Origin of the sequence: Bacteroides xylanisolvens XB1A, from assembly GCF_000210075.1 — a bacterium.
Taxonomy (GTDB): Bacteria; Bacteroidota; Bacteroidia; order Bacteroidales; family Bacteroidaceae; genus Bacteroides; species Bacteroides xylanisolvens.
In genome coordinates this window covers 3,320,536-3,343,401 of the sequence record NC_021017.1, presented here as the reverse complement: position 1 = coordinate 3,343,401, position 22,866 = coordinate 3,320,536, and the positions used below count along the sequence as shown (strand labels likewise).

17 protein-coding genes and 1 pseudogene are annotated in these 22,866 nt (G+C 41.3%); 3 read left to right on the top strand and 15 right to left on the bottom strand.

Annotated elements, in window-relative coordinates:
* Positions 1–18: 18 nt before the first annotated feature.
* The 3 genes from infB to rimP all read right to left on the bottom strand — a co-directional run bounded on the left by infB (position 19) and on the right by rimP (position 4,972).
* The gene (infB, locus tag BXY_RS13110; RefSeq protein ID WP_015532151.1) at positions 19–3,108 is read right to left on the bottom strand and encodes a translation initiation factor IF-2; all 3,090 of its coding nucleotides are present in this window, start codon (positions 3,106–3,108) and stop codon (positions 19–21) included.
* 113 nt (positions 3,109–3,221) lie between these two features.
* Positions 3,222–4,502 (bottom strand): transcription termination factor NusA, encoded by a 1,281-nt coding sequence (nusA, locus tag BXY_RS13105; protein ID WP_008024083.1) that lies wholly within the window; start codon positions 4,500–4,502, stop codon positions 3,222–3,224.
* 2 nt (positions 4,503–4,504) lie between these two features.
* Positions 4,505–4,972 carry a ribosome assembly cofactor RimP gene (gene rimP / locus BXY_RS13100; protein WP_015532150.1) on the bottom strand — a complete coding sequence of 156 codons (468 nt, stop codon included), beginning with the start codon at positions 4,970–4,972 and terminating at the stop codon, positions 4,505–4,507.
* 172 nt (positions 4,973–5,144) lie between these two features.
* On the opposite strand from rimP, the gene BXY_RS13095 reads away from it, so the two are divergent.
* Positions 5,145–5,540, top strand: coding sequence for a hypothetical protein (locus BXY_RS13095; RefSeq protein ID WP_009039152.1), 396 nt, complete (start codon positions 5,145–5,147; stop codon positions 5,538–5,540).
* A gap of 59 nt (positions 5,541–5,599) precedes the next feature.
* Here BXY_RS13095 and BXY_RS13090 read toward each other — a convergent pair whose 3' ends face one another.
* From BXY_RS13090 to BXY_RS13070, 5 genes are all read right to left on the bottom strand, one after another.
* A complete protein-coding gene (locus BXY_RS13090) occupies positions 5,600–7,156 on the bottom strand; it encodes an O-antigen ligase family protein (protein WP_225739845.1) in 1,557 nt (518 codons plus the stop codon).
* A gap of 176 nt (positions 7,157–7,332) precedes the next feature.
* Complete coding sequence (locus tag BXY_RS13085) at positions 7,333–9,333, bottom strand: discoidin domain-containing protein (RefSeq protein WP_008642737.1); 2,001 nt, start codon at positions 9,331–9,333, stop codon at positions 7,333–7,335.
* A gap of 4 nt (positions 9,334–9,337) precedes the next feature.
* Positions 9,338–10,495: a hypothetical protein gene (locus BXY_RS13080; protein WP_008642735.1), complete on the bottom strand. Its 1,158-nt coding sequence runs from the start codon at positions 10,493–10,495 to the stop codon at positions 9,338–9,340.
* 15 nt (positions 10,496–10,510) lie between these two features.
* The gene (locus BXY_RS13075; protein WP_225739844.1) at positions 10,511–12,214 is read right to left on the bottom strand and encodes a hypothetical protein; all 1,704 of its coding nucleotides are present in this window, start codon (positions 12,212–12,214) and stop codon (positions 10,511–10,513) included.
* Between the two features lie 263 nt (positions 12,215–12,477).
* A complete protein-coding gene (locus BXY_RS13070) occupies positions 12,478–13,176 on the bottom strand; it encodes a YgjP family zinc-dependent metalloprotease (RefSeq protein WP_008642733.1) in 699 nt (232 codons plus the stop codon).
* A 129-nt stretch (positions 13,177–13,305) separates the two neighbouring features.
* On the opposite strand from BXY_RS13070, the gene BXY_RS13065 reads away from it, so the two are divergent.
* Complete coding sequence (locus BXY_RS13065) at positions 13,306–14,088, top strand: head GIN domain-containing protein (protein WP_008024080.1); 783 nt, start codon at positions 13,306–13,308, stop codon at positions 14,086–14,088.
* Between the two features lie 182 nt (positions 14,089–14,270).
* On the opposite strand, the gene BXY_RS13060 is transcribed toward BXY_RS13065, so the two are convergent.
* The 7 genes and pseudogenes from BXY_RS13060 to BXY_RS13030 form a co-directional block, all read right to left on the bottom strand.
* Positions 14,271–14,750, bottom strand: coding sequence for a hypothetical protein (locus tag BXY_RS13060; protein WP_004315419.1), 480 nt, complete (start codon positions 14,748–14,750; stop codon positions 14,271–14,273).
* Complete coding sequence (locus tag BXY_RS13055; RefSeq protein ID WP_004315420.1) at positions 14,740–15,249, bottom strand: RNA polymerase sigma factor; 510 nt, start codon at positions 15,247–15,249, stop codon at positions 14,740–14,742. Before BXY_RS13055 ends, BXY_RS13060 begins: the two co-directional genes overlap by 11 nt.
* A gap of 61 nt (positions 15,250–15,310) precedes the next feature.
* The gene (gene argB, locus BXY_RS13050) at positions 15,311–16,084 is read right to left on the bottom strand and encodes an acetylglutamate kinase (RefSeq protein WP_044129844.1); all 774 of its coding nucleotides are present in this window, start codon (positions 16,082–16,084) and stop codon (positions 15,311–15,313) included.
* A 56-nt stretch (positions 16,085–16,140) separates the two neighbouring features.
* Positions 16,141–18,033 carry a biosynthetic arginine decarboxylase gene (gene speA, locus BXY_RS13045; RefSeq protein ID WP_008019353.1) on the bottom strand — a complete coding sequence of 631 codons (1,893 nt, stop codon included), beginning with the start codon at positions 18,031–18,033 and terminating at the stop codon, positions 16,141–16,143.
* 69 nt (positions 18,034–18,102) lie between these two features.
* Entirely contained in the window at positions 18,103–19,173 is a 1,071-nt protein-coding gene (locus BXY_RS13040; RefSeq protein ID WP_015532148.1) for a hypothetical protein, read from the bottom strand.
* A 10-nt stretch (positions 19,174–19,183) separates the two neighbouring features.
* Positions 19,184–20,950 (bottom strand): HSP90 family protein, encoded by a 1,767-nt coding sequence (locus tag BXY_RS13035; RefSeq protein ID WP_009039148.1) that lies wholly within the window; start codon positions 20,948–20,950, stop codon positions 19,184–19,186.
* Positions 20,951–20,959: 9 nt separating this feature from the next.
* Positions 20,960–21,580, bottom strand: a pseudogene (locus BXY_RS13030) (tetratricopeptide repeat protein); the annotation flags it as partial.
* Between the two features lie 791 nt (positions 21,581–22,371).
* Here BXY_RS13030 and BXY_RS13025 point away from each other — a divergent pair.
* Positions 22,372–22,821, top strand: a complete 450-nt coding sequence (locus BXY_RS13025) for an MjaI family restriction endonuclease (RefSeq protein ID WP_015532145.1) — start codon at positions 22,372–22,374, stop codon at positions 22,819–22,821.
* Positions 22,822–22,866 lie beyond the last annotated feature (45 nt).

Sequence of the window (22,866 nt, the reverse complement as noted above, 5' to 3'; positions counted from 1 at the left end):
TAAATCATAACTCATAAATCATAAAGTCTGTTTCACTTCTATTTCTTCGAATGTCTCGATCATATCGCCTACCTTCATGTCGTTGCAGTTCACCAGACTGATACCACACTCGAAGTTTGTACCTACTTCCTTCACATCGTCCTTGAAGCGCTTCAACGCGTTAATGTTTCCGGTAAAGATGACGATACCATCGCGGATCAAACGAGCCTTGTCGCTTCGTTTCACCTTTCCGGTCTTCACCATTGCACCGGCTACCAAACCCACCTTCGTAATGTTGAATACTTCGCGGATTTCGATAGTTGCCGTGATTTGTTCCTTCAGTTCCGGAGCCAACATACCTTCCATAGCAGCCTTCACCTCTTCGATTGCATCGTAGATGACAGAGTACTTACGGATGTCGACACCTTCCTGTTCAGCCATCTTAGCGGCAGCACCCGAAGGACGTACCTGGAATCCGACGATAATCGCATCCGAAGCGGCAGCCAGAGAAACATCCGACTCGGAAATTGCTCCCACACCCTTATGGATGACATTTACCTGAATTTGTTCCGTAGACAACTTGATTAACGAGTCGCTCAATGCCTCAACAGAACCGTCCACGTCACCCTTAACGATGATGTTCAATTCCTGGAAGTTACCCAAAGCAATACGACGGCCCAACTCATCCAACGTAAGGATCTTCTGCGTACGCAAGCCCTGTTCACGAGCCAACTGTTCACGTTTGTTGGTGATTTCACGAGCTTCCTGATCGCTTTCAACAACATGGAATGTATCACCTGCAGCAGGTGCACCGTTCAATCCCAATACCAAAGCCGGTTCGGAAGGTCCTGCTTCTTTGATGCGTTGGTTACGTTCGTTGAACATAGCCTTCACACGTCCGTAGCTGGTTCCTGCCAGTACGATGTCTCCCACTTTCAGAGTACCGTTAGATACCAATACAGTAGCTACATATCCACGTCCCTTATCCAGTGAAGATTCGATGATGGAACCCGTAGCATTACGGTCCGGATTTGCTTTCAGGTCGAGCATTTCTGCTTCGAGCAATACTTTTTCCAGCAAATCTTCCACACCCATACCTTTCTTGGCAGAGATATCTTGTGACTGATACTTACCACCCCATTCTTCAACAAGGTAATTCATTGCAGCCAGTTCTTCTTTAATCTTATCCGGATTCGCAGTCGGTTTATCTACCTTATTGATTGCAAATACAATAGGTACACCGGCAGCCATCGCGTGATTGATTGCTTCCTTCGTCTGCGGCATCACGTTATCATCGGCAGCCACAATAATGATAGCAATATCCGTTACTTTCGCACCACGTGCACGCATAGCGGTAAACGCTTCGTGACCCGGAGTATCGAGGAACGTGATACGGCGACCGTCTTCCAGTTGCACGTTATATGCACCGATATGCTGTGTAATACCTCCGGCTTCACCGGCAATTACGTTCGCCTTACGGATATAGTCGAGCAAAGAAGTCTTACCGTGGTCAACGTGTCCCATCACTGTAACAATCGGAGCGCGCGGTTGCAAATCTTCCGGAGCATCTTCTTCTTCAACGATAGCTTGTGCCACTTCCGCACTTACATATTCTGTCTTGAATCCGAACTCTTCTGCCACCAGATTAATTGTTTCCGCATCCAGACGCTGGTTGATGGAAACCATGATACCAATACTCATACAAGTAGCGATAACCTGATTGACAGATACATCCATCATCGTTGCCAGTTCGTTAGCCGTAACAAACTCGGTCAACTTCAATACCTTGCTGTCTGCCATTTCCTGATCTTCCAGTTCCTGCATACGGTTGGAAGCCATTTCACGTTTTTCTTTACGGTATTTGGACGTCTTGTTCTTACCTTTGGTTGTCAGACGTGCAAGAGTTTCTTTTACCTGTTTTGCTACGTCTTCCTCGCTCACTTCCTGTTTGATAACCGGCTTCTTGAAGCGATCCTTATTATTGTTGTTATTTCTTCTGTTATTATTTCCTTGTCCGCCCTGACCGTTGTTATTACCATTGCCACCTTTACCTTGTATATTAGGTCTCGGTGCAGCAAAGTTGGAAGTCGCAACGTTATTAACGTCTACCTTTTCTTTATTGATACGGTTACGTTTTTTCTTAGCAGCATCCGCGCTTTCTTTCGGACCGTTCTTCACCACTTTAGAATCATCCTTACGGATTTCTTTGATGATGGCTTCCTTCATCAGTTTCTTCTGATCCTGACGGATTTTCTCTTTCTCTTCACGTTCGCGACGCTTCTCTTCCTTCGATTTCTTCTTCGGACGAGTAGACTGGTTCAATGCAGCCAAGTCGATCTGACCGATCACATTGATCTTCGCGCCTAATTCCGGTTGACGGATTTTGAAAACACCATCATCCTCCGGAGCTTTTTCTGCTACCGGGGTTACTTCAGCCTGTGCAGTTTCCACCTTTTTTTCTTCTTTATGTTCTTCCGCCTTCACAGGTGCAGTTTCTACTACCTTCGGCTCTTCTTTTTTCACTTCTTCTACTACTTTTTCAACTTCTACCGGCTTCTTCTCCACTACAGGTTCCGGGACTACTACGGGCTCAACCACCACTGGAGTAGGCTCTACTACAGAAACAGGAGGTATCACCACCTCTTCTTTCTTCACCTCGGGTTCTCTCTTCTCGGGCTCCTTTTTTACTTCGGGTTTAACGACAGGCCGTTCTACAACAGGTTCTTCTTGTTTCTGTTCCGGTTCCTTCTCCACCTTTTCAGGTTTACGACCATTCAGTTTATCCAAATCAATTTTTCCGACAGGTTTAAACTTCGGACGTGCATCCTCAGGTACGACTGTCTTAATCACATCTTCCGACTTCTGTTTCTCCGGCTGCTTTTCGAAGCCTTCAATCGAAACAGACGCCTTATTACGTTCCTTATTCTGACGTTCCTGTATGAAACGCTCCGATTCAAGTCTAAGGTTCTTATCTGTACTAAACTCTTTTACGAGTATAGCGTATTGCTCCTCGCTAATTTTGGTATTAGGATTAGCCTCTACGGTATGCCCTTTCTTTTGCAGGAACTCAACTACCGTCGCGATTCCTACGTTCAAATCTCTTGTAACTTTGTTTAACCTTATCGTCATATTTTAAAATTAATGAATAAATGGAGCTTGTTTAAATGAAGAATTAAGAATGAAGAATTAAAAGTTACGATGTAGTATAACAGAGATAACTTTCATTTTTCAATTTTAAATTCTCAATTTTCTACTGAATTTTCACCTTCTTCTTCAAACTCCGATTTCAAAATGCGTATTACCTCGTCCACTGTCTCTTCTTCCAAGTCCGTCTTTTCAATCAACATCTCACGAGGAGCATTCAACACAGCCTTCGCCGTATCAATGCCGATAGCCTTGATGGCGTCGATCACCCATCCGTCGATTTCGTCTCTGAATTCGTCGAGATAGATATCTTCATCCGCTACATTCTCATCCAACTCACGGAACACGTCGATAGTGTACTCAGTTAACATACTGGCCAGTTTGATGTTCAAACCGCCTTTACCGATAGCCAGCGAAACTTCTTCCGGTTTGAGGAAAACCTCCGCTTTCTTCTCTTCCTCATTCAGACGGATAGAAGAAATCTTAGCCGGGCTTAAAGCGCGCTGTATAAACAATGAGATGTTCGATGTGTAATTAATTACGTCGATGTTCTCATTGCGAAGTTCACGAACAATGCCATGAATACGACTTCCCTTTACACCTACACAGGCTCCTACAGGGTCGATTCTGTCATCGTAAGATTCTACCGCGATCTTGGCACGTTCACCAGGGATACGGGCAATCTTCTTGATGGTAATCAAACCATCATTAATTTCGGGTACTTCCATCTCAAACAAACGTTGCAGGAAAACGGGAGAAGTACGTGACAAGATTATCTTAGGATTATTATTCTTGTTATCCACGCGGGCAACTACTGCACGGGCCGTTTCACCTTTGCGATAGAAATCGCTCGGGATTTGTTCGGTCTTAGGCAACAGCAACTCGTTTCCTTCATCATCTAAGAGCAACATTTCTTTCTTCCAGATCTGATACACTTCTGCATTGATGATCGTACCTACCTTATCTATATATTTATTATAAATACTGTCTTTCTCGAGTTCCAGAATCTTGGAAGCCAATGTCTGGCGGAGATTCAGGATAGCACGACGTCCGAATTTGGCAAAAATCACTTCGTCAGTCACCTCTTCACCTTCTTCGTAGGAAGCATCAATTTTCTGTGCTTCGCTCAACGAAATCTGCATATTCGGGTTAGTCAAATCTTCATCGGCCACAACTTCACGGTTACGCCAGATCTCGAAGTCACCCTTATCCGGGTTCACGATCACGTCGTAATTCTCATCGGTGCCAAACATTTTCGCGATTACGCTACGGAACGACTCTTCGAGTACGCTAACCATCGTCGTTCTATCGATATTCTTCAGTTCCTTAAATTCCGAAAATGTATCAATCAAGCTGATTGTTTCTTCTTTTTTGGCCATAACTATTTAAAGCTAATTAAGTATTTAGTATATTTTATTTGCTCATAAGTAAAGGTTTCGTCCTCTTCTATCAGTTTCGGACGTTTGGATCCTTCTAGTTTTACTTTCTTTTGTACGGCTACCGTAAACTTCTCTTCATCGGCATCTTTCAGTATGCCGGCCAGTTTACGTCCGTCTTTAGTCAATACCTCCACTTCTTGTCCGATGTGGATATAATACTGTTGCAGTACTTTAAAGGGCTGTCCGATACCGGCCGACCCTACTTCCAGTTCATAATCTTCCTCTTCACGGTTCAGTTTTGACTCTATGTAGCGGCTAAGCTCCACACAATCTTCGATCCAAACACCTTCTGCATGGTCAATTTCGACCACAATTTTGTCATCCGGGCTCACAGTTACTTCTACTAAAAAGTAGTCTTTTCCTTCCAGCCACTCATCTACAATCTGACAAACAGTTTTCTTTTCTATCATTTATTAACTATATAAGAACAAAAAAAGGAGCTTAATTGCCCCTCCACCTTTCATCCGTTTCCGGTTGCAAAGATATAAATAATCTATTCGACTACAAAAGATTAAAGAAAAAAAGTATGAATTAACAGTGCTATATTCGTATCTTTACGCCACAATTCAAAAAATAACGACTATGGCACATCGTCTCAACACAAATAAACAGTTTATGGTAGGTAACGGAATTCTTGCTTTTGCCGTCATTTTTGTAGTGGTTATTTTCGTATACATGAGTATGCGGCTACAACGGGAAAAGCAGGAAGAACGTCATTTCATCGAAAGCTACACAATCAGTCTGGTAAAAGGTTTTGCCGGAGATTCTATCTCTTTGTTTGTCAACGACAGTCTTATCTCCAATAAAACTATATCGGAAGAGCCTTACACTGTAGAAGTGGGACGTTTTGCGGAACAAAGCGCTTTATTGATCGTAGATAATAACACAGAATTAGTCTCTACGTTTGATCTTAGCGAAAAAGGAGGAACTTATCAGTTTGAAAAAGAATCGGACGGGATTAAACAATTAGACAAATAAACGAAATACTGTTTCAATTATCTATATTTAGAGTTGTCTTAATAACTATTCAATCTCTTCTAATGCGTTGACAAGACCTCTTTCATTTCTTGACGCAACAAGAATGTATCAAACCCATGAGATTTTATTCTTTCTTTTAATATGGAAGCCGCAAGCTGTTCCGCTTCTTTCCTTTTACCTTGTTTGAGGTATAGCATAGCGATTCTTGCTCTTGCCCATTGATTGGAAGGAAGCATATAATAAGCACTCCAATAAAATGTCTCTGCTTCTTCATACCGATTGTGCCAATATAGACAATCGCCCTTCATTCGATATAATGTGGTTGAAGGTGACAAGGAGATCGCCTTGTCTAATTTTTCAAGAAGGGTCTTTTCTTCAACTATATCCTTCGCCAGAACACAATAGTTCTGTAGAAATAAATAATCCCCTGACAATATAGGCACCAATTCATTTAGTTTTGCGGTAATATTAGTCCTATTCGTTTCCAATAATGACTGAAATTCCTGATAGGCATAATGAAACCTGATCGTATTGAAAAGTAATCCTAAAGATATGAATGCAAAAGGAAGTCCTATAATAGACCGATGTAAAAATCCAAACCGTAGCTGATACGTAACCTTGTCCTTTCGTTCATTCAGCAAACAGGCAAAGGATATGACTGCAAGCACTTGCAGAGAGAATATTTTATTGGGATATGAGAACAGCCCGAACAGAATATAGGCAGAAATTACCATTTTGGCAGCCATTGAAACGGTCTCTCGCTGTTGAGTTCGAAACAATACGAAACAAGCGAGTAACATATATATGGACAATCCTATTAAACCGTACTCTATCATTATCCGGATAGGCTCATTATATGCGGAAACCACATTCCCTGCCAGATATTTTTCAGTCTCGTCTCCTTTACCCTGTTTGAAGTATTCACCCTGATAATTCATATAATTGGCTTCAAAGCTATTGTATCCAAGACCTGTAACGAAAGTTTTCTTTATCATTTCCGATGATACTTTCCAGATAAATAGCCTTCCTTTAACCGATTCCGGTCTTACATGATATAAAAGCAGACAAGACAAAATGAATACCGCAAATAAACTTATCACGCACAAACGACCGATACTCCTTGGCAATTGTCGCAATTTGTTTTTGCTTTTAAGCAAGAACATAAAGAGAAGAACAGCACCACTTGCCAGCCATGCAGCCCTTGATGCCGAGAGAGCGAGTGCAGGAAGAGAAAAGCCGATGACACACAAGGAAACATGTTTATGGGCTTTTTCGGGAATCGTGATAACAACAGTGATTATAATAGAAATAAAGAAACAAATGAGCGCACCGTATGGTGCAGGATTATAGAAAGGTCCAGTCATGAGGTATTCTTTATTCCGAACGAGTAATACACCGGCACATTGCAAATACCCGTAGAACGATAAAGCTACAGTAAGGCATAGTATGATTATATATAAAAATTTGTAATCAAGAGCATCAGTCATCCTGATGCAAATATATAATAACAGGATGATGATATCACCCAACTGATTAAGATTAAAATCGGTATCATTCTTGAAAGCAGCAAATATAAAATAGCAAACAAACAAAATATCAGGGATTTGTATCCGCACACTTTTTTTTACCCTAAAGAAAGTTGTACGAATACAAAATAAGGCGATCAAATAAGAGACAGATATTATGGAAGAAGTTCGTTGGCTATCAAACAAACCAGCGCATAGATTAAACACCAAGCATACAAGAATAGCAGCAATAATGAATGTATCTATTTTTATTTCTATCCTCTCATTTACCACCATACCTGTTTCCCGTTTTCATAGGTAAAAATCCTCTCCTCTTTTCCTTGTGTCAGGTTTCTTAATAGGAAAAGAGCTTGAGTAGGGGCATTATCATATTCCAAGTATTGATTGGTGGCAGTCTGTATACCTAAAGATACCCACCTGTCGTTGTAATACATCAATTCATATTTATTACCCACCTCTATAACATTAAAATTATTTCTCGGAAGATATTTCACTTTCGTAATGGATTGAGGGGACTTTAAGTCCAATCCGACCCAAGAATGGGAAGGTGCATTGAAATTGGTACGTATATTATTGTCGAAAGCGTTCTCTGGTTCGCTGTTAGGAATACTGTCACTGCCTAAATGCACAATGGGCGTTCCTTCCAACATGACAGCCTTTCCTTCTCTATCTGTACCCCAGAATTGTATTTCCGCTGCAAAGATTCCCGAATGAACAGATGTATAGCGTACATATCTGTAGGAAGACATCACGTTTATGTCAACTTCTGTCAGTGAATAGGGAGCTTCTTTGATTGTAAAAAGTGTTTCCGGATGTTTAAAGTCCGGAGTGTCGCTACCTTCAAAACGTCCTCCAATCATAGACTCCGCAAATCCTTGCATCAGCAAAGAGGGCTTGCATTTTCTGGTAAGAATCATTTTTTGTTTGCGCACGGTGTCCGGTTTGAGTATTTCTGTCTTACCCAAGGAGTCCCGCAACAAGATGGGATAAGAAATAGGCACAAGCCGTTCATGCCCGTATGCGCAGACAAGATAAACGATACCGCTTCCGATATGCTCAAATCTCACTTTGTTATTTTTTACTTGGGCATAGTCTGCCTCCCTGATATGGCTTCCATAGCCAAAGACAGCCAGATAAACGGCTTCATTATCCTTAAGTTGTAGCTCGGACGGCATGTCGTATATTACAGGGTGCATGTCGAAAACATACTGATCGGACACGTTCTTAACACACGAACTACGGAAAAAGGGAGGCAAAGCATGTTTGTTCTTCGTTTTTTTTGCCAAACTGTTTCTGTTGATAGCGTATGTATAGCGAAACACATTGGAACCAAAGCCATCAGCCAAGGGGATGACAAGCCCTGCCGGAAAGGCACATCTCAAATTGTCCTTGAGGAATATTTTACCTCGTATGCGTCCTGCATCGCAGGGACGGTAATGATGCAGGCTATCCAAATAGACCACCCATTTATGGTCTTTAAATGTGTTATTGTGTTGTGGTGCATAGTCCATCATGGCAGGCACCCCCATCGCCCGTAGCAAGGAAATCATTAATACGTAACGCTGGTCGCATCCTCCGGCTTTTGCCTTTTCGAGCAAAGGAACAGACACGAAAGGAATGTCTAGTTCGTCCAGCGTCCAAAAGTCTTTTGCAATCAAGTCATTAAGATGAAGCACCAGCTCTTCTGTATCGGATACATTCTTAAGTGAATCCTTCACCCACGAATATTTCTCGTACAGATATTTCCTCCAGTCTGATATAGGTTCGTGAAGAATGCGGTAAGGCAAAATATATTCACAAAACTCATCAAATGTAAAGTGACAAGCCCAAGGTTCTTTCCAGACTTTAAATGCCAAATCTATATTTTCAATAAGGTACTTGCTTGAGATAACATCAATGTCCTTAACCATAAGCGGTACCCATCCTCCCGACAAATCTTTCAGCATATCTATCTGCTCTGCCAGAGAATCTTCGTATGCCACACGATTGTTGCGTTTATTGGCATCTTTACCGCGCAAAAACATCTCGTATGCTTGTTCGTTGCAACTATAATACTCGGCATACTTCCCTGGCATATTGGCTATGAGGAAGTATGCTGCCTTCAATTTTTGTATTTCTCCAGTGGTTTTATAGTGCTCAATCACTTTTTCCAGTTCTTGACGGTTTATTCCGGCTTGTTCTAATGCTATGCGGACATCAGAAGGGACAGAGGAGCAGCTTGTCAGCAGGAGGAATAGTAGTATGCTTTGTAATAATAAGTTCTTCATTGATTTAGTAAAAATAAGTATCAGTGGTTTTATTATAGAACATCCCTACCTTATTTTTGTTATACATATATCGGAACATGATGTAACCTTCTCTGTACCAGGTAATACTTGATGCGTCACACACATCATAATCATATCTTTCATCTATAACATGCTCAAATATATTATGATTGCCATAATAAAAGCTCAGCTTATAAGCTGTCGGATACGTATTATAATAGTTGCCAGACATGTCCAATATATCATCAAAATAGAAGATTATAGAAACGACACCTCCATCATTCTCAACTACCGCTGTTCGTGAATTAATATCTAACCGAGGTCCTCCATTTATACTTATAGAAGATATTCGAGGCCTGTATGTGTATCCGGGCTCATCCATCCGAACTGTTAGTTGACCCAAATCCAGAATAATGTCCCGGTCGGTAACATTGATAAAAGACAGTGTGAATGCCGCTTCGCCCGTCCCCGATATATAAATATTTCCTTGCGTTTCAGTTGAACCATCTGTGTAATTGAACATGCCAGAATAAAAAGAGACATAGCTCCTTCTATTCAAATAATCCGCATAATAAGTGGCAGTTGGAAAAACATTATCCAGTTGGATAGCGATATCATCATTCCATGAGGGGGCAACAGGGTGATAAAGTCGCGATTGAAGTTGCTCCAAATCAACAAAGACACAAGATTGTACATAGTACATATCATTCCTAGGAGTACCAATAGGAGTTACCTTAACCTTTCCATTAGCCTTTAGGGATGTTTCGATTTGTTCTATCACCGTAAGTGGAATATTTATTTTAGACGGATAATTAAATTCACAATATATCAGATTCCCTTGTAAATCAATCCATATTGTTGTTTTAAAGTAATCATCTTCCATTAATTGAATATTTTTTAAATAAGGCCCAATGTAAGGTTCTATATATTTAGACAGATTCTTTACTTCCCTCCAATCAAAATGATACCAATCTTGCCAATTTAAAGGATTTTCTTTTCCCGACAATGGATAAACGTTATTACCAATGGATACAAATCCTGAATAATAGTGCATATAATATGCATTATTACTCGTTGATTTATATATTATCTCCGTATCTGTTTGACCAAGTACGTGTAAACAATAGATGGAAAAACTAATCAATAAGTATATAGTTCTCATAATAACTGAATTTATTTAATAACAACTTGATGCCAATTCTAAAACTTTTGCTAACGGCTTAGGTGTATAATCTATATTGTAATTATACCCATTGTCTGGTGAATAGGTCCTGCTATTCTCGGAAAATAACGATATCCATTCTTTAAAATCATCGTTGGGAATAGAGATAGGAGTTCCTTTTTTAGTAAGTTTACTAAGCCAATTTAAATATTTTGCTTGTTTTTTATCCCATTCAACAGCTTTAATTTTATCCTCGCCTGGCCTATTCCCATACACAAACGAACTTCTTTCTACTTTTTCATACCACGCATCACTAAATTTCTTACTTCCTTTAATTTTTGAATAATACATGATATCATCTATCAATGCCCGTTCATATTCCATCATACCTCTTGATATAGTACCGCTATATACTCCTAAATGAATCTGAAAGAGGTGAACCAATTCATGAGCAAAACTTCCATAGGTTATATCATCCTCTCCTCTAAACACTAAATCTACTGTTCCATTAGATAAAATAGAATTCCCTGCATTTGCCCTTCCTCCTCCTAAATTAGGATCCATATAAACATAATTAAAAGCGAAACCTTCGCTCTCTAAATAATTAATAATCTGCTTAGCATAACATATTTTTTCCTCCATTTCTTTAATGACTCTTTCTAATTTCTCTAGTTGTTGAGGGGTTAACTTATCAGTATTCTTTATAATTTTTTTTACATGAGACTTCACCGGAACTGAAGGATCAGTGGGAGTTCCGATATAACCGCCTCCACCTCCATCAGAAGAACCATCATCATAACATTCGGTATATGGAACTTCTCGGTAAGTCCAATAACATGCAGGTGCAGTTATTGTTGGACCTTCTAATTCACCACCTTCTAGGGTAGGGTCACCTCCGCTTCCACCACTATTACCACCATTACCATCATCAATACCGCCTCCAAACTCACCGGTACCATAAAAACTCGCCCAGTCATCCATAAAGGCAGAACGTGTAATCGGAGGACAATAGTAATACGATTCGGTATAGTAATTCGTGTAACACTGTATAGCTCGAGTTGTAGCAGAAGATAGCGTATCCGATAATGCCGCCTCATCAAGAACAGGAGAAAGACGCTTTATTATCTTACCATTCTTGTACTTCCAACCGTTTACAAACTCACCGCTGGGACAAAAATATAAAACCATACCGTCAAAATGGGGAACCCGATGCAAATAATTGTTATCTGACAAATCATCGTACTTCATCAGATAATTCAGACTACCTATAAATATCATATTGAAAGTAATGATTTCTCCCGTCGTAATATCTTTCAATATAACAGACCGAGCAACGTTCATCACCCGTCTTTTTTCTTTCTTGCTCATCTTCTTTTTCTGCTTCTTCGTATCTTGGTCATAAAGGATAACATTCATGTTGGAACGCAAAGAGGCTTCCACCACTTCATACCTTCCTTTCTTCCATTCTTTAGCATGATTCCACGAAGGAGTTACCAATATTCCCGATACATTGCTTTGCGTCACCCCCATTCGGGTAACGGGAGCCCCATTGTCGACATACCATTCTTTGGCAGCTGCAACAGTTAACTCCCGATTCTTACCGACAGCCAGTTCGTTTGATAATTCCTGTTGTCTGTCCGTGAACAATTCGTCACGAACGCAAGCGTACAACAAGAGGGCGGCCATTCCAAACGCAAAAAGAATTTGTTTCTTTCTCATGTTTTCCATCTCATTAAAGGTTACTTTATTGAAAAGACGAAAATTATATCAGGATGTAATCAGTCTTTTTTATTTTTTTACGACATAATAGATGTGCTTTACACAAGGAGAATGATGCTATCCTCCATGAATAGGGAGAAGTGAAGAATGTTCTTAACAGTGAAGAATGTGAAGAATCCGTTTTTGCTCGATGAACTCCGCAAATAGGCTGATAAACAAAGACCTATTTATAGAAAGCATGAGGGATAAAAACTAACTTTATTTTATATTTCTGTACGGTACTTTCTCAATTCTCCCCGCAAGGTCAATGCTTTTCCTTCTGTATATTGATTGAGTAACGCCCAGAATCGCTCGCTATGATTCATCTCGCGGGTATGGCATAATTCGTGCAACAACACGTAGTCTATCAAATGAGAAGGCAGCAAAACCAGGTAATAGGATAAATTAATAGCTTTTCGAGCCGAACAACTCCCCCATCTGCCCTGACTGGAGTTTATTTTCACACTCGAATAGGACAATCCGCATTGCTTGGACAAGAAGGCCAGACGTGAAGGCAGAATACTTTTGGCATTTCGTCTCAATGATTCTTCAATAACCTTATGCAACCAGCTTTGCAGTTTTTCATCTGTAAAATCGGCATGAGGCGGACAAACGATCTCCATTACACCCAACCGGGAATTAGCCAGAAACTGATCTTTCTCGCCCGACACCAAAGATAGTTTAAAATGCTCCGCATCAATCTTATAATTCAAATCAATCAACGGACGAGCGATTTTTTGCCGGGAGGCCAGAAGCTTTCCACGCAGGTTCTCGATGGCCTGTTTCACTTCTTTCAGGGTAGTACCGGGAGGAACTGAAACATAAACAGCATCACTCTTGGTACGAAACACAAGACTTCTCGCACGTGAATTGACGCGTATCACCAGACGCCCTAACTCATCATCTTCTATAATCTTATCCATTATAATCCTCCTATCAACAGCCACAAAAGTAATAAAAAAGAAGACGCTAACGAAAAACTTTATGGAAGATGCAACTTTAGATCAAATTCTTCCGTCTAACCATTATATCAATCATAGAAAAGCGTAATTATGAAAACAAGTTTATTGCTCGTATTAGTCACGGGAATGTTTCTAGTACTTACTGCCGGCTCTTGCTTGCGGGGAAAACACATCGTAGGCAGTAAGAATTACATCTCCAAAGAAGTGAAAGCCGACCACTTCAATGAAATCAAACTAGTGGGAAGCGCCAACATTAGTTATTGGCAAGACACATGCAGCCATGTCGAAATTCATGGTTCCGACAACATCATACCACTTATAGAAACGTATGTGGAGGGTAGTACATTCATTATAAAATTCAAGAAGAATGTCACTATCTGGAAAGGAAAACTGGAAATAAAAGTTTTTGCTCCGGAACTGAATAAGCTGTCGGTCAACGGTTCAGGAAATATAAGATTAATCAATGGGATACAAACCTCTAAAGATATTGAGTTCCACATCAACGGTTCGGGCAACATTCAGGGAGAAGGATTCAATTGCCAAAAAATGGCCGTTTCAATTAATGGTTCGGGAGATGTAAGACTACAACAAATAGAGAGCCAGGAATGTCAGGCAAGTATTTCCGGTTCGGGCAATATCAATCTGAACGGCAAAGCCATTCAAGCGAGCTATTCTATTGCCGGATCAGGAAATATTCAAGCTGCCGATTTGCAAGCAGAAAACACAGACGCAAGCATTAGCGGCTCCGGCAACATCAGCTGCTATGCCAGTCAGAAGCTGGTTGCCCGCGTCAAAGGAAGCGGTGATATTGCCTATAAAGGAGATCCTCAAGAAGTGGATGCGCCACGAAAAAATATACGGCAGATCAAATAAAGACAGCTTAAATAAAGACAGTTTAAAAACATAAAAGGGCTACTGCATCGCGCGGTAGCCCATTTATTTAGTTAGTTTCATTATAAAAATTTGAGAGAATTGAAAACTTCACAGTTTCGCCTTCGTTGTTGTTTTAATTAAGCACACTAACTATATTATATGTTTAAAGCAAATGAAAATGTCTATTCGTTTATAACTTGCACCTTGTGGTTGATCTTCGCCAGGCTATCCGCCAGGACCTGTTCCGCTTTCACATCATTTGAGATAGCGACCGACGGTGCAGTTACTTGTTTACCAATGGTATCCGTAGCCAATACACTTCCATCATCTCCGGAGAAAGAATGTTGTGCCACATTCCCCAAAGAAAGGATGATTGCAATTACGGCAGCAGCCTTGAACAGAGGAATAAAACGACCGGTCAGTGTCAAACGTTTCGCTTTTACTACCGTAGGCTCCACCTCTGCCAGAATACGTGCATCAAAGTCTTCGCCCAGTCCTACTTCCTGCTGAACCTGCTGATAAACAAACAGATTCTTATAGCGAAGCAAATGAGCCGGAACTTCTTCCTTTGCGAAGAAGTCGCGCAATGTTGCTTCCTCCTCAACGGAAGTTTCGCATTGCCAGTATCGCTCGAGGAGCTGTTCTATATCCTTATAATCCATATTCGTCAATTTCTAAATACCTTTGTTTTACTTTTTGCCTGGCTCTGAAGAGATTCACTTTGACTTGTTCCTCTGTCAGATTCAGCAAGGTTGCAATTTTTTTATAGCTTTCACCTTCAATGTCCCTCAGTTGCATGATAAGCCGCTGTTTTTCGGGAAGTTCGTTTACCAGTCTATTAATGATGTTCATTCTTTCATCATGAATCATCTGGTCATACGGACTGTTTGCATCAGGTTCTTCCTCCATTTCGGGGGTGAGTTCCACGTTTTGAGCTTCTTTCTTTTGACTCCGGTCTATCGCCAGGTTCTTTGCCACTGTCAGGCAATAGGCTTCGACCGATTCAAATTGAGACCACTCATCACGCTTGTTCCACACTCTTATCATGGTGTCCTGAACGACATCCTCGGCTTCGGCCCTATCCAGGGTGATTCTGAGAGCCAATCGAAAGAGTTTATCCTTCAACGGCAAAATATCGTTTCGGAAGCTGATTTCTTGCATCTCTATAATAATGACGGGCTAGGATATGAAAAGTTACAGTCGCCCACTACTTTTTTTTGAATTATTTTTTTATTCTCGTTCCTCCAGAATCGTTAATCGCTGACGCTAAGGTGATTACCACTTCAGAAACTCCTGCATTTATTGCTTCAAAGGAATTTTCCAACTTAGGAATCATACCTCCTTGAATAACGCCATCGGCTACATATTGTTCAAATTCGGCACGGGTGATTTGAGGAATCACACTGTCGTCATCATTCTCGTCACGCAACACACCTTTCTTCTCGAAACAATACACCAATGTCACATCAAACAGAGCCGACAACGCTTTCGCTGTCTCCCCGGCAATAGTATCTGCATTCGTATTCAACATATTGCCGTGACCGTCGTGTGTCAATGGAGCCATCACGGGAACAACGCCTTTATGTATCAAATCCGACAATAAAGTGGCATCCACCTGTTCCACATCTCCCACAAACCCGTAGTCTACTTCTTTCACCGGACGTTTCACCGAACGGATTACATTCATATCCGCTCCGGTCAATCCGAGTGCATTGACTCCGCGTGCTTGCAGACCTGCCACAATGTTTTTATTCACCAATCCGCCGTACACCATCGTTACGACTTTCAACGTTTCGGCATCGGTAATCCGACGACCATTTACCATTTTGCTTTCAATACCCAGTTGCGCGGCAATCTTTGTTGCCGAACGACCGCCACCATGAACCAACACTTTATGTCCGTCAATAGCGGCAAAGTCATTTAACAACTGACGAAGGGTGGCTTCCTCTTCTACGATTTTGCCACCCACCTTAATTACTGTTAGTTTTTCTCTCATTTCTTGATTTCTAATAAGTTCACCGAATGGAGAATCCGGCTCCGGCACCCTGCCGGTTATTCCAAATAAGTATATCCGTAAAGCCCCGAACGATAGTTGGAAAGGAATTCTTTTCCTTCTTCCAAGGAGATTTTTCCTTCTTTCACTGATTTCGTCACCCAAGTTTCGAGCGTACGTACCAGCTTCTTCGGATTGTACTGCACATAGTCCAACACCTCCGCTACCGTTTCTCCGTCGATAATCTGTTCGATATTATATCCTTTCTCGTTCACCGAAACATGCACGGCGTTCGTATCACCGAACAAATTATGCATATCTCCTAAAATCTCCTGATAAGCACCCACCAGGAATACAGCCACATAATAAGGTTCTGTTTTCTTCAGTGCATGTACAGGCAGATAATGAGCCACGTTACGGGTAGAGATAAAGTTGGCAATTTTACCGTCCGAGTCGCAGGTAATATCTTGTAAAGTAGCCGAACGCTCCGGTTTTTCATCCAATCGCTGAATAGGCATGATCGGGAATATCTGGTCAATTGCCCAAGAGTCAGGAAGTGACTGAAACAGCGAGAAGTTACAGAAATATTTATCGGCAAGCAGTTTGGACAATCCACGGAATTCATCGGGTGCATGCTTCAAACCGGCTGCAATCTGATTAATCTCACGTGTAATAGACCAATACAGACGCTCGATTTGTGCACGAGTTTTCAGATCCACGATTCCATGACTGAACAAGTCCAGCGCTTCCTCCCTGATCTGCTGCGCATCGTGCCATGCTTCCAACATCTTGTTCTGATTCAGCGAATCCCAGATTCCATATAACTCCTGCACCAATTCGTGTGCATCCGGAGCAATTTCCTCCTCGTCATCCCATTCGGGTAAAGTAGCGGTTTCAAGAACTTCAAAAATGAGAACAGAATGGTGTGCCGTCAATGCACGCCCACTTTCCGTTATGATATTCGGGTGCGGGATACCATTCTTATCGCTCACGTCTACCAGCGTAGAGATAGAGTCGTTTACATATTCCTGAATGGAATAGTTTACGCTACCTTCACTATTGGACGAACGGGTTCCGTCATAATCCACTCCTAGTCCACCGCCAATATCAACAAACTCCACATTGAAACCCATTGAATGGAGCTGCACGTAGAATTGTGAAGCCTCACGCAAAGCCGTTTTAATACGACGGATCTTCGTCACCTGACTACCGATATGGAAATGAATCAGCTTCAGACAATCTTTCAAGCCTTTGCTCTCCAGAAAATCGAGCGCTTCGAGAAGTTCACTGGAAGTCAAGCCAAACTTGCTGGCATCTCCTCCCGACTCTTCCCACTTTCCGCTACCGGAAGAAGCGAGTTTGATACGTATACCGATATTAGGCTGCACATTCAGCTGTTTTGCCATTTTTGCTATCAGCTTCAGTTCGTTCATCTTCTCCACAACGAGATAGATACGTTTACCCATCTTTTGAGCAAGCAGAGCCAGTTCAATATAACTTTCGTCTTTATATCCGTTGCAAACAATCAATGAGTCAGAGTCCGTATTGACCGCAATCACCGCATGGAGTTCCGGTTTAGAGCCGGCTTCCAGTCCGAGATTGAACTTCTTTCCGTGGCTGATAATTTCTTCCACCACAGGGCGCATCTGGTTGACCTTAATCGGATAAATAATAAAGTTCTGGGCTTTATAACCATACTCCTCGGCTGCCTGTTTAAAGCAGGATGACATCTTTTCAATACGGTTGTCCAAAATATCCGGGAAACGCACCAGCATGGGAGATGCCACATCACGCAATTGTAACTCATCGACCAGTTCTTTCAAATCAACGGATACTCCATCTTTACGAGGTGTAACAACGACATGACCTTTGTCATTAATACCAAAGTACGAGGTACCCCAACCTGTGATGTTGTAGAGTTCCTCAGAATCTTCAATACGCCACTTTCTCATTTTCTGTTATTCAGTGTTTTTAGTAAATAATTGGACGGCAAAAATACGGATTAATCTACATGTTGGCAATTAATTGGACATTAATTGTTTCAAACGGTCCATATAACCACTATTTCCGTTGCGGGCATCATAGCGAAGTGCCAGCTCTTCTGCTTGCTGATAGAAATAATTGCGAAGCTCGCTGACCTGATAAATTCCATCCGGACGATAAAGAGGGAATTCCTCCGGCAACGACAAGGAGACTTCCGGACGGGTCTCATACTTCAAGGCCTCTACCATATCGCAAGAGAAGCGATATTTCTTCAACGTATTCGTACGCAAACTCCAACCGATGCACCGCTCGGCATACTCCCAGCCTCTTTCCGGCTTCGTCATTATATTATAAGCAATAAACAATCCCAAGTAAAGCAAAAGATATTCATCCTTTTCTCTTCCCTGCAATGCTTCTTCGGCACGTGCACACATATCAGCGGCAACCTCCGGTTTGCCAGCTTTCTGTGCATAATAAGAAAGCTTCAAATAAGCCCGCAAATTGGCTTCATAACAGGTGACCTGCTTATTAATCAATGGCTGCGCCCGGCTGTAAGCCTCATCAAACTGCCCTGTTTCCAGATAATAATCCAGCATAAAATTCAGTTCGCAAGCCTCACACGACTGATCGTCTATCTTTTCATTCAGCATCTTGTCAATATATTCTTTCGCCTTGTCATACTGGCGCATCCAAATACATTCCACAGACCAGCGGTGATAATAACTCCGCAAAGAATATCCATTCCGGAGAATACGGGTTTTATAATCCTCACCGATCGCTTTCACCTGTTCCATCGGAATTTCCGGCAGATCGAACGTACAAGCCCAGATCCATTTATATTTCCACAACAAATCCTCTTCTTTGATTACATCCTTGTGATTCTCGTAATCATCCAGGATTTTAGAGAACACTGTAATCTCTTCCGCATCTGCCGAAAGAAGATTCAGTTCATAGATAAGATCCAGTCTCAACTCCGTAGCCCATTCCACATCTTCGTTCTCATCAGCGATGCGGATAGCTTCTTTCAATAGATTGGCTTTTTCACGGGGATGCAGGCTGTCATTCTGTGTCTGCAACAGCAGTTTTTGTATTTCAAGTGTGTATCTCATACTCTTTTTTTTAATTCAGGAAATTTATAAAATCATTCATTTTCGAAGTCATCAGTTCGCTAAGCGAACGGTTGAAAAGCTCCATTTCTTCACTGTTCACCGGATATTTACCTTGCAGAAGCGATTGTACATACAATATATGCACCACATGCTGAAACAATTTATTGTCTCCCTGTATTTGCAATAAAGTCTGCACCATTTCGTTATCCGCATTGAAAGTGAGTGTTGGTGGGATTTGCTTGGCAGTATTGACAGCCCCCAATACAGCCGCCAACGGATTATTGGCACTTTTAGCTACATTCTCCTTTTCCTCCGCCACAAAGATTACCGGAATATCCACCGGAGTAAAATGTTTCAGACGGCAGACACAGCCAAACCGCTTCAATAGCTCGTTCGCTTTCATTTCAAAAGCCTGAAACTCTTTATTCGCCTCCACTTCGCCAAACTGTTCCAGCAACCGTGAAGGAGATATTTCATCCAACGTAAGTTCCGGATTCAGACGGACATACTTTTTCAACAAAGTTTCATCAAAAGTGTAAGCAGCATTCACCACCAGCCATCCTTGCGCTCCGGCTATACGGCGCACCTGACGGAAATCTTCCAGATTCTTGGTATAGCATATCACATTACTTGCCGAACGAATACTTCCAAAACCACGCAGCCCCTTATTTGTTTCAAAAGGAAGGTAATCCATAAACAAACGGAGCAGTTCATTGTCTTCCGAAGCAATCGCCTTGATATGAAAGTGATGAACATCCAAGATCCGGTTGAACATGGCTCGGTCATTCTGCACCAATCCCCGCAGATAATCCTTGATAGCTATCCCGATCTCTTTCCGTGCATCCTTCAGCTGGTCATTGCTCACCAAAGACTCGCGGGAAGCAGTAGACAGCAATCCGTCCGCATTCACCAGACAACGGATAAAGAAAGCCCACGGCGGCAGCAGGTTACAATCGTCCTCACTCAACAGCATACGTTTAAGGTAGACCTTATGAGAATTGCGTACTGAGAATTGTGTTCGGAAAGGCAAAACATAAAGCACCCCTTCTACCTTACCACTTTCAGTATAAATCCGGAAAGCATCAAGAGCCGACGACTGAAATACTTTTGCCCCATAATCCAGCAGTTCTTTGCGAGTCGCCTTCGGGTCAAGCCATACGGGCGAAGGCGTATTTACCAACTCCTCTTCCCCCTGATAATGCAGATAGATAGGATATGGCAACACTTCCCCATAACTGACCAGTATCTTCTTAAACGTTTCATATTCAAAAAGATGCATCCAGTCTCCTTTCGGATGCAACACCACCTGCGACCCGATAGGCCGTTCTTCGTCCGATAAAGTCAGCTGATACGTCCCATCCACTTTGCCACACCAGCAAACAGGCTGTCCGCCCATTGCCGAACGACTCTCCACGGTGATTTCATTAGTCACCACAAAACAAGATAACAATCCGATACCGAACCTTCCGATAAAATCGTCCGCATCGGGAGTATCCCGTTTTGAACTCTCTCCGATAACCGTCAGAAAACGATAAACTTCCTCTTCTTTCAGTCCGACTCCATTATCCCTGAACACCACCGTTTTGTCTTCATTCAGAAAGACATCGATACGTCCTTTATAATTCTCGTCGATATTGCGTAGTGCCGTGATGGCATCTACACAATTCTGCAACAGTTCGCGAACAAAAGTATTCGGGTTACTATAAATGTGCTCTGATAACAGGGCAATCATACCTTTAAGATTGACCTGAAACAGATTATTCCCTTCTTTTTCCATGTTCCTCTTTTACTTTCTCCTCCTTCCGGTAATTTTAAGAGCTTTCTCATTGCCATTCTCTGCGGCCTTTTCGAACCATTCCATTGCAATTTCATCGTTTTCTTCCACGCCTTTGCCCGTCAGATAGGCATTTCCAAGTTCAAATTGCGCTTTGTCGCTATTTTTTTCAGCAGCTTTCAGCAGCCATTGCACCGCAGCTTCCGGATCAGGAGTACAACCTTCGCCATACATCATCATCTTACCGAGATAATAAGTCGCAGCAATATTTTCATTCCCTGCCGCATCCGTAAACCAGCGGTAAGCTTCGGCATAGTTCTGTTTCACACCTACTCCGTTGTAATAGCAAAGTCCGGTACGATACATACTCATCGTATTTCCATTATCCGCAGCCAGCGTATAATATTTAAAAGCTTCCGTTTCATTATCTTCCACTCCGATACCCATTTCATAACAGATACCCAATCCTTCGCTATACCACTCGTATTCGGCAGCTTTCTTGAAATAGGCAAAAGCCTTTTCCGATTCGTTCAGACTGTCATAATCATACAGGTAATACTCACCCATACGCAACATTGCCATTGGAATTTCGTTGGCCACAGCCTTCTCATACCATTCATATGAGAGAGCGTTTGTAGCTGATTATCAGTAATATAAGAAAATATCGGTACAAAAATAATCACTATAAGAAACAGGGTGAAAAAGCCGTTTTTGGAAGAAGCAAAGAGGGAAAGGAAAAGGTTTGTTTAAGATGAAGATTTAACAAAAACTTAACAAATAGAAGTCATTTTTATACTTTGCCGATGACCGCTCGGAATGAGGTCAAAACCACAAAGGAATTATTCGGGGAATTATTTATTATTTTTGATAATCAGTATTTTATGAATGAAAAGAGACATGGCGGGTACAAACATTCAATAGCACGAAAAATTTTTAGCTCTAATTTTTGAGCTTTATGCTGGCAACAAAAAATAAATGTGTAACTTTGCATAGGACTTTGTCCATAAAGAGAATTATTAAGTTTATTAAATAAAACAAGTACAAGAGATAAGTAAAAAGTAATATGACATCCTGACTCGATTGGGTATCAGAATTAGCACTTCAAGAACTCTTAGTCGCAGTCAAATCATCGGATGCTCACGCACCAAACGGGGCGTGGACAAGATGGTTATTGACTAAGTGGGCAGTGCTAAGCCTTGATACCGATAATCTCTTCCATGCCCCTCTTTTCTTTTGAAATGAGGGCTTTTTGCTTTCAGGTAGTTAAAATAATATGAAACTATGCTGAAGAAGATAAAAATGAAAAATAGTGAAGTTGAACAACTCTCAAATGCTTCACAATTTGATTTTCCTAAATACACTACTCAGATATTAATCTGGTAAATAGTAATGCACAGGGAACACGACCGGAAGTTGTTGGCCAAATGTCAGAACTTATACAAGAGTTTAACGGAAAATCTTTACAAGAATGGATTCAATGGTATTCTACAAAACATCCAAATGCCATTGAAGCTGCTACCGATAAAATTTACTCAAAGTTTCAGGAAATGAAATGTGCTGTTGAGCAGATAAATCGTGAAATGATTGAAGCATGGGTTAAAGACCTTGTTTACACAAAAACATATTGTGGTCTCAAATTTCAAAGTGCAATAATTGCTTTTCTTGCAGAGAAACTATGTAAAACTTGGCGTTTGGCTACTATAGAAGAGGAGGCCAAAGGTATTGACGGATTTATCGGGGAAAAACCTATTCAAATAAAATCTGCTACATACAAGATTGAGAACCGTCTTTCAGAAATAATAGATGTGCCAATTGTATATTATGAAAAGAAAAAAGATGGTATTAATATAGAATATGATCCTTCAAATTTTTAATTACATTTTATGGATGAGTTTATTTTATCAATAGATAAGAGAAAT